Annotated in this window: 5 protein-coding genes; 1 reads left to right on the plus strand and 4 read right to left on the minus strand. The window is 59.4% G+C overall.

Going from position 1 to position 6,328, the window contains the following annotated elements:
* Positions 1 to 537: 537 nt before the first annotated feature.
* The 4 genes from ABGB08_RS30255 to ABGB08_RS30270 form a co-directional block, all read right to left on the minus strand.
* Positions 538 to 1,875: an ATP-binding protein gene (locus tag ABGB08_RS30255; protein WP_347596760.1), complete on the minus strand. Its 1,338-nt coding sequence runs from the start codon at positions 1,873 to 1,875 to the stop codon at positions 538 to 540.
* The gene (locus ABGB08_RS30260) at positions 1,872 to 2,309 is read right to left on the minus strand and encodes a hypothetical protein (RefSeq protein ID WP_347596763.1); all 438 of its coding nucleotides are present in this window, start codon (positions 2,307 to 2,309) and stop codon (positions 1,872 to 1,874) included. The genes ABGB08_RS30255 and ABGB08_RS30260 overlap by 4 nt, the downstream gene beginning before the upstream one ends.
* Before the next feature lie 43 nt (positions 2,310 to 2,352).
* Positions 2,353 to 2,787, minus strand: coding sequence for a hypothetical protein (locus ABGB08_RS30265; protein ID WP_347596766.1), 435 nt, complete (start codon positions 2,785 to 2,787; stop codon positions 2,353 to 2,355).
* Between the two features lie 255 nt (positions 2,788 to 3,042).
* On the minus strand, positions 3,043 to 4,365 hold the full coding sequence (locus ABGB08_RS30270; protein ID WP_347596769.1) for a DUF697 domain-containing protein: 1,323 nt from the start codon (positions 4,363 to 4,365) through the stop codon (positions 3,043 to 3,045).
* Positions 4,366 to 5,014: 649 nt separating this feature from the next.
* On the opposite strand from ABGB08_RS30270, the gene ABGB08_RS30275 reads away from it, so the two are divergent.
* Positions 5,015 to 5,434: a hypothetical protein gene (locus ABGB08_RS30275; protein ID WP_347596772.1), complete on the plus strand. Its 420-nt coding sequence runs from the start codon at positions 5,015 to 5,017 to the stop codon at positions 5,432 to 5,434.
* The last annotated feature ends 894 nt before the right edge of the window (positions 5,435 to 6,328 follow it).

Consider the following 6,328-nt stretch of genomic DNA (forward strand, 5'->3'; position numbering starts at 1 on the left):
CGTGGCGGCCTGCCGTGTTCACCGCTGATCGCACCCCACGCATTACAACACTGCGGCTGCCGGGTGCCGCTCAATTTCCTCTGAGAGCTCCTTCGGCCGGATCCCCCGCCCCGGCCCGGCACATGAAGTGCAGCGTCGGCCATCACCCCCAGGACGTGGTCGGTGACGGGCTGTTGGCGCCCCCGGCTCAAGGCATCTGTCCTGGGGGAGGCAGGCGCTACCGCCGGGTGTCGGTGCAGTCGGCGATGATAGACGGATGGCGGATGACCTTACGGGGCTGGGTGCGCGTGGTTTTGAGTGGATATGCCAGCCCTGACCTCGTGTGTGCTGGGGCCGGGGATCCAGGACTTCAACGCCTCCAAATTCCAACTCGTTGGGGCCTTCCCTGAAGTCCTACGCTGGGACATGGGTCAGGCAGTGGCGATTCTGACCGCGCTCAGCTGCCGTGGGCGCACGAACCCGCCTGTGCATCAGGTAGTCCTGGCTGGCACAGCGGCGGAGATGATCCTTTCCGATGGGTGATTCGGGCACCAGGTGCTAAGAAGGCTTCGCTTTGCTGCCATCTGGATTATCGTCCGATTCGATGGTCGGAGCCTCGCCCTCCTGCGGCGAGACTTCGGCCAGGGCGCCTGGCTCAGATACCCTTGCCACCGAGAGAGTCGGTCTGACATCGGGTATGAGTTCGCGACCTTGGTGCGCCTCGTCGACGGCGGCCTTCAGATCGGCGGTCGTCAGTGCTGCGTCTGTGACTCCGGCGTCAAGCCGTTCCAAGACTCTGAGGCATGCCCGGAAGACCGCGCTGGAAAGATCACCGCCGCTCAGCCCATCGCTGAGTACGGCAAGATGGCCATAGTCAATCCCACTACGTCCGGGAACTCTTTTCGGCGTGTGCATCTCAAGAATCGCCAGGCGGCTGGCGGTGTCCGGCAATGGAAATGGCACGTGGTCAAGTATCCGGCGACGGAACGCGGAATCATAGTTCGACGCAAGATTGGTAGCAAACAGCACAATGCCGTCGAACTGTTGTAGTTCCATCAGCATGACGGCGCGGGTGGAGTTCACAGCCGTGTCGTAGGACTGCCCGACATCCTCGATCCGGCGGCCGAGGAACGAGTCTGCCTCGTCGAAAAACAGGACTGCGTCCGACTCGCGGGCGGCGTCGAAAACCTCCCGAATGTGTTTGGATGTGTCCCCGACATACTTGGATTCCAGTCCGGCGTAGTCCACTTCAACGAGCGGCTTATCCAGTTCGTGCGCGACGGCGCGGGCCGCCAGTGACTTACCCGTGCCCGAAGGGCCGATGAAGTTCAAGGAGACACCGATACGACCATCGAATCCCGGTATATCGTCAAAGCCCCATCCTGTGAGCAGGCTGCGATGCTTCAGGACCAGCAGGTTGCGATGCAGGCGCGTCCTGAGCTCCACTGGGAGAACCAGGTCGGACAGGCCGGCTCTTGGTTTGAGGAGAGAATAGAGTTGAGTCGGATGCTCAGTGGAACTGGAGTTATCGGGGCTTGGTGTACTTAAATGCACATGCAAGTGTGAAACCTGGAGGGGGAGGCGCACCGGCGTCTCTAGAAGCGCGGTAAGGAGTTTTTCTCCCTTAACGCGATTGCTGTACCCGGAGACGGAGATCTTAAGGATCTGGGAAGCCTCTTCGGTGAACTTACTGTCGCCATCGATGTATCGCAGATCCGATAGTGACAACAGCGCCTTTATCTGCCGTGGCGATGGGGCGAGCAGTACTGCCGATGACTTGGGCGAATCGTCCTCGACATAGGCCAGTGTTCGCCGGACATGATCTGTGAGAATCGTTGAGATGCCAACCGGGAACAACGACACGAATTCGGCTATTTCGTCGTCGGGTGATATCATTGTGGCGCCTCCACGGTCAGGATCTGATCGCTCAGTAGGCTCTCGTTGATCGCACGCTGTTCCTCGTATGACGTATTGAGACTTCTCTCAGCAAATGCGGGCGTCTGGCTCAATATTGATTGAATCCTGTCCGGTGTGACCATTTCAAGCTTTGGGTATTTCCGTTTCGCCGTTTCGCCGACGGCGTTGGCATCCCAGATTTTGACCTGGTTCTTTGTCACGCGAATCAGGACCTGGCGGACGGTGATCCCGAACAGAGGGATATCTAAGATCATTCGCAGGACACGGCTGAGGAGATTGGCGAGCCTCTCGGCAACCCAATTTCGAATTTCGATCAAATTGTCCAGAACGGATTCGACAGCGTCGAGAACCATGTCGACAAGTTCATCGACGGTGTCCTCCAGCCATTCGGCAAAGTCGGAGAGCAGGCTCATGCGCCACCATCCGTCTCGGGGAAGAGAAATGCGGTGCGTCGCGTCATTGCCGTGCCACCTTCCAGGCCCGAGCCTCTGCCGCACCGCTCTGGGGCCATGACTTCAATTCATCCGCTTGCCAGCGATCCGGCTCCAACAGGACCTGTCCGGAGATCAAACCCTGCCCGCCGGGAGGATGGTAGATGATGATAAAAGCTGGTTCGCCGAGAACTCGGCCCTGGGTCAGATAAACGTCTCCAGGCCCCTTCCTCAGTGCAGACTCGATCTCCTCGGTCAAACCCCTTGGCAGGGCGTCCGTGCCGATTTTCAATTCCAAGGAAACCTCTTCGATGAAAGCAGAGAGAAACGTCTCTTGAAACTCGAAGAGCTGTGTGAATTTGGTCCGGATCCGGTCGATCCTGCCGAGGCTCGCTTCCACGGGGACTGTCATTTCTCTGTCCAGCAGGTAAACCCATGCGCGTGTTTCACTTGCGTCCATGATGTTCTCGAATGAAAGAACTGGCTTACCCCGCTGTCGGACGTCGAACTCGCAGGTGCACACGGGGCTAGTTTCGCTTGGTCCGAGAACAACACGCACGCGTTCGCCGGGTGCGCATCCGGCTATTATCACCTTCACCTTTTGGGGTCGGAGATCTCTACCGTTGCGGTAACGCCTTGCGGAGCTCGTGCTGGTTTGGCCATCGCTCTTTCCTTTAGGTTCTGAACAGGTATCGGCGCAGGTTATTCTGGCAGGTCACAGCATCGGTTCAATGGGGTCCGATCCCTCGCCCGGCGGAGTGCTGCCTTTACGTCTGTAGAAGTGTGTGAACAGCCGGAGGACCATGGGGGTCTCCAATGTGGCCAGCAATTTGGGGTGCCTCAGCAGAAACTCGCAGACATACATCCAGGCGTGGCCGACCGCAGTGGCCAACGTCAGGGCCGCCCCTGCCGCCACCGCCCCAACGATGATGTTCAGTACCGGGACGAATCTGGCCACCTGCTTCCCGCTCTGCTTGACCGTGGCTTTCCCAACTTCCTTGGCCAGTTGTTCCCCGGCCTCCTTGACGGCCTCTTTGGCAGCCCTTTTGGCGGCTTCGTTCACGAGTTTTTCCCCAGCCATGGTGGCTATTTGTTCGCCGACAACCCTTGCCCCCTGCTGAGTCGCACCGACTCCGAGGACGGTTGCGCCAGCGATCGTTACGATGTGCCCCTTTTGGATCGGCAGGGCGTAGCACACGCTAATCTTGACGAGCATCACGGCTATGGCGGTTGTCACCGCAACGACGTCCGTCGCCGGGATCGGGGCCGCGGCGGTAAGCCCAGCGCCGGCCGAGATGTAGCGAAAGTTCTTGATTATTCGCTTGGCCTCGGAGCGCTGCAAGGAGAAATCCAGGCGTTGACCCGCCTTGATCGCCTTGGCCGCTGCGGGCGCTATTTCGAGCGTGGCTTGGAGTAATTCGAAGAGACCGTGCTGGGGGATCTCCGGCCCACCCAACTGCTTAGTCGGCAGTGAATTGACCATGAGGATCCGTCCGTCGGCACTCAGCGGCAACTTGCGACTTTCGATGTGCTCCGCGAGTTTCAGAGCCCTCTCGTCAATCTGGTCTCCAAGCCGGTGTACGTGCGTGAGCACAAGGATGACCGGGAGATCGAGTTTGTGCATGGCCTCGATCACACTCATGTGAGTGTCCAGGAACCGGCTCGTGAGAGTGTTGACCACGAACCAGGCCGCATGAATACGATCTTCCTGCGGGCCGATGCGGGACGCAGTGATGACCTTGTTAAGATCTGAGATTATATCGTCTAAATTATCGCGACCGACTTCGAATCCCCGGTTGTCGTAGATCGTGATGATGTCGTCTTCGTTACGCTGACAACGTCTGATGTACGGAGTGACCGCGTTACCGATTCCTGTCTCGCCGAGGTTCATTCCGAAGAAGGAATTGATCAGAGTCGTCTTCCCTGCACCGGAATCTCCAAAGACGATGAGATTGAATCGGCCGATCTCGGCGAACGCGTCAGTACATGCTGCCGACATTACAGAGATCAGATCGTCGAGATCGATTTGCTCGTTCAAAACGCTCCCCTGGAACAACTTCAGGCCGTGGCGGATTAGGGAATCGCCTGGTTCTCTGCTCTTGATCTCTATCCTGCCAGGTATGTTGCCACGGTTTGGACCGATATACAATGACGGCTATCGAAGCTCATCTTGTTTCCTGTCGCCACTTAGCTAGAACACGGGAGACGCTTTGCCTCAAGAACTGGACATAAGTGGACATAGATCTCCGTTTGGCAGCAAGCTGCGACAGTTGCGGGCTGCCGCTGGCTTGTCGCTCGCGGATCTGGCGGAGCGGACCCACTACAGCAGAGGTCACCTCAGCAAAGTTGAGCGCGGGGAGAAATCGCCAACAATAGATCTTGCTCGTCGATGTGATGTCGCAATCGGCGCGTCTGGCACGCTCGCGGCCTTGCTTTCCGTTCGTGCGTCGGATGAATCTGCTGTCGCGCCCCAAGGCCCAGGACTGGCTGATCTTGCTCGGGCGGCCGAGGACTCGTCGTGGCCCGGTGTCTCTGGGGGTGACTGGATACTTCGACTGGAAGCCGACGGAGCGGGTCAGTTCTTGGCACCAGGCCGCCGCGGTAGCGAATGGCTGGAAGATCCAGGGGTTCTGAGTTGGGCTGGGGCTCCTCGCGCGGCTGCACCGGACGTCGCAACTCTGGGCTCAATGTTCGCGAACATCCGCGAACTCGGCCGATCAGAATCCGCGAGTTCGGTGTTGCCAATGGCCATCGCACTTCTCCACGTGGTGAGGCGATCAGTGGCCGGTTCCCGAGGAGCAGCCCATGTGGAGCTGACCATTCTGGGTTCTCGCATTGCGGAGTTCGCCGGATATATGGTCCAGGAGATGGGCGACTCGCGTTCGGCCGTGTGGTGGACCGAGCAGGCTGTGCGCATAGCGGCGTTGGTAGGCGACCGCGACATGTCGTCATATGCGCTGGTCAGGCGATCATTGATCGCGCTCTACTGTGAAGAGCCGACGCAGGTTGTGGCGTTCGCCCAACAGGTGGGTCGTAACCCCGAAGTTCCGTCGAGGATCCGCTGGCTCGCGGCTCAAAGAGAGGCACAGGGCCATGCTCTCAGGTGATCGAATGCATTGCATGCGTGCCTTGGACGAAGCCCGTGCTCTGGCGGATCAAGACTCGGTTGACCACTCGGCGCCCGGATGGACGCTGGGACCGACGACCGCGATGGATCTTACGGCAATTGTGTACGGCTGGTGCCATTATGATCTTGGTGTGGTCGCGGAGGCCGTCGTCTCCCTAGACCGCGAAGTGCCACGTCTTCCTGCCGGAGCGCGCCGGACACGAGCTCGGTTCTCCTTGCGACAGGCGTTGGCGCACGCCGCCAACGGTGACGTCGCCGTGGCGTGCGCAATCGTGGAGAACGTTCTCGACGACATCGTCCGGGTCGACTCGGCCACTATACGAATCGACCTGCGTACCTTCGCGCGAACCATCGGACGATGGCATCGTTCCCGAGTCGTCGCCAGTCTGCAAGCGCGGCTTCTCGGAGCACTTCAAGGACCCGTCTACCGATGACTTCCCGTCCTGCCAGCCACATGAGCCCCCATCGCCACATGGTCTTCATCAGCTTCCGTACCGCTGACGGTGGACAGACGGCGGAGCTCATCGACATGGAACTTCGTCGGGTCTTTGGTGACGAGCACGTTTTCCTGTCCGCCAGATCCATCCCTGTGGGCGCGCGGTTTCCTGAAGTGCTGCGTACTGCCCTGTACTACATCCGTAGATCGTTTTGCTGTTTGACCTCCGCATCGTCGTCGAAGGCGGGATGGTCTGCGGGTGTCCTTACCCTTCTCCTACGATCTGGTCGTGTCCTGGGATGCAGAACTCGCCGCGCTGACCGCACGGGTCGCTGACCCGCTGTTCGTCCGGCCCGAACCCAAGGCGAGTTTCGGTGATCTGGTCCGCGGCCTGCTGGCCGACGTTCCGCGCAAGAACTCCTGGCAGTTGTCCGACCA

Origin of the sequence: Acrocarpospora sp. B8E8, from assembly GCF_039871605.1 — a bacterium.
Classification (GTDB): Bacteria; Actinomycetota; Actinomycetes; order Streptosporangiales; family Streptosporangiaceae; genus Acrocarpospora; species Acrocarpospora macrocephala.

Coding starts and splice junctions, on each gene's coding strand:
- ABGB08_RS30255 (WP_347596760.1), bottom strand. CDS start 1,875: ATGATATCACCCGACGACGAAATAGCCGAATTCGTGTCGTTGTTCCCG.
- ABGB08_RS30260 (WP_347596763.1), bottom strand. CDS start 2,309: ATGAGCCTGCTCTCCGACTTTGCCGAATGGCTGGAGGACACCGTCGAT.
- ABGB08_RS30265 (WP_347596766.1), bottom strand. CDS start 2,787: ATGGACGCAAGTGAAACACGCGCATGGGTTTACCTGCTGGACAGAGAA.
- ABGB08_RS30275 (WP_347596772.1), top strand. CDS start 5,015: ATGTTCGCGAACATCCGCGAACTCGGCCGATCAGAATCCGCGAGTTCG.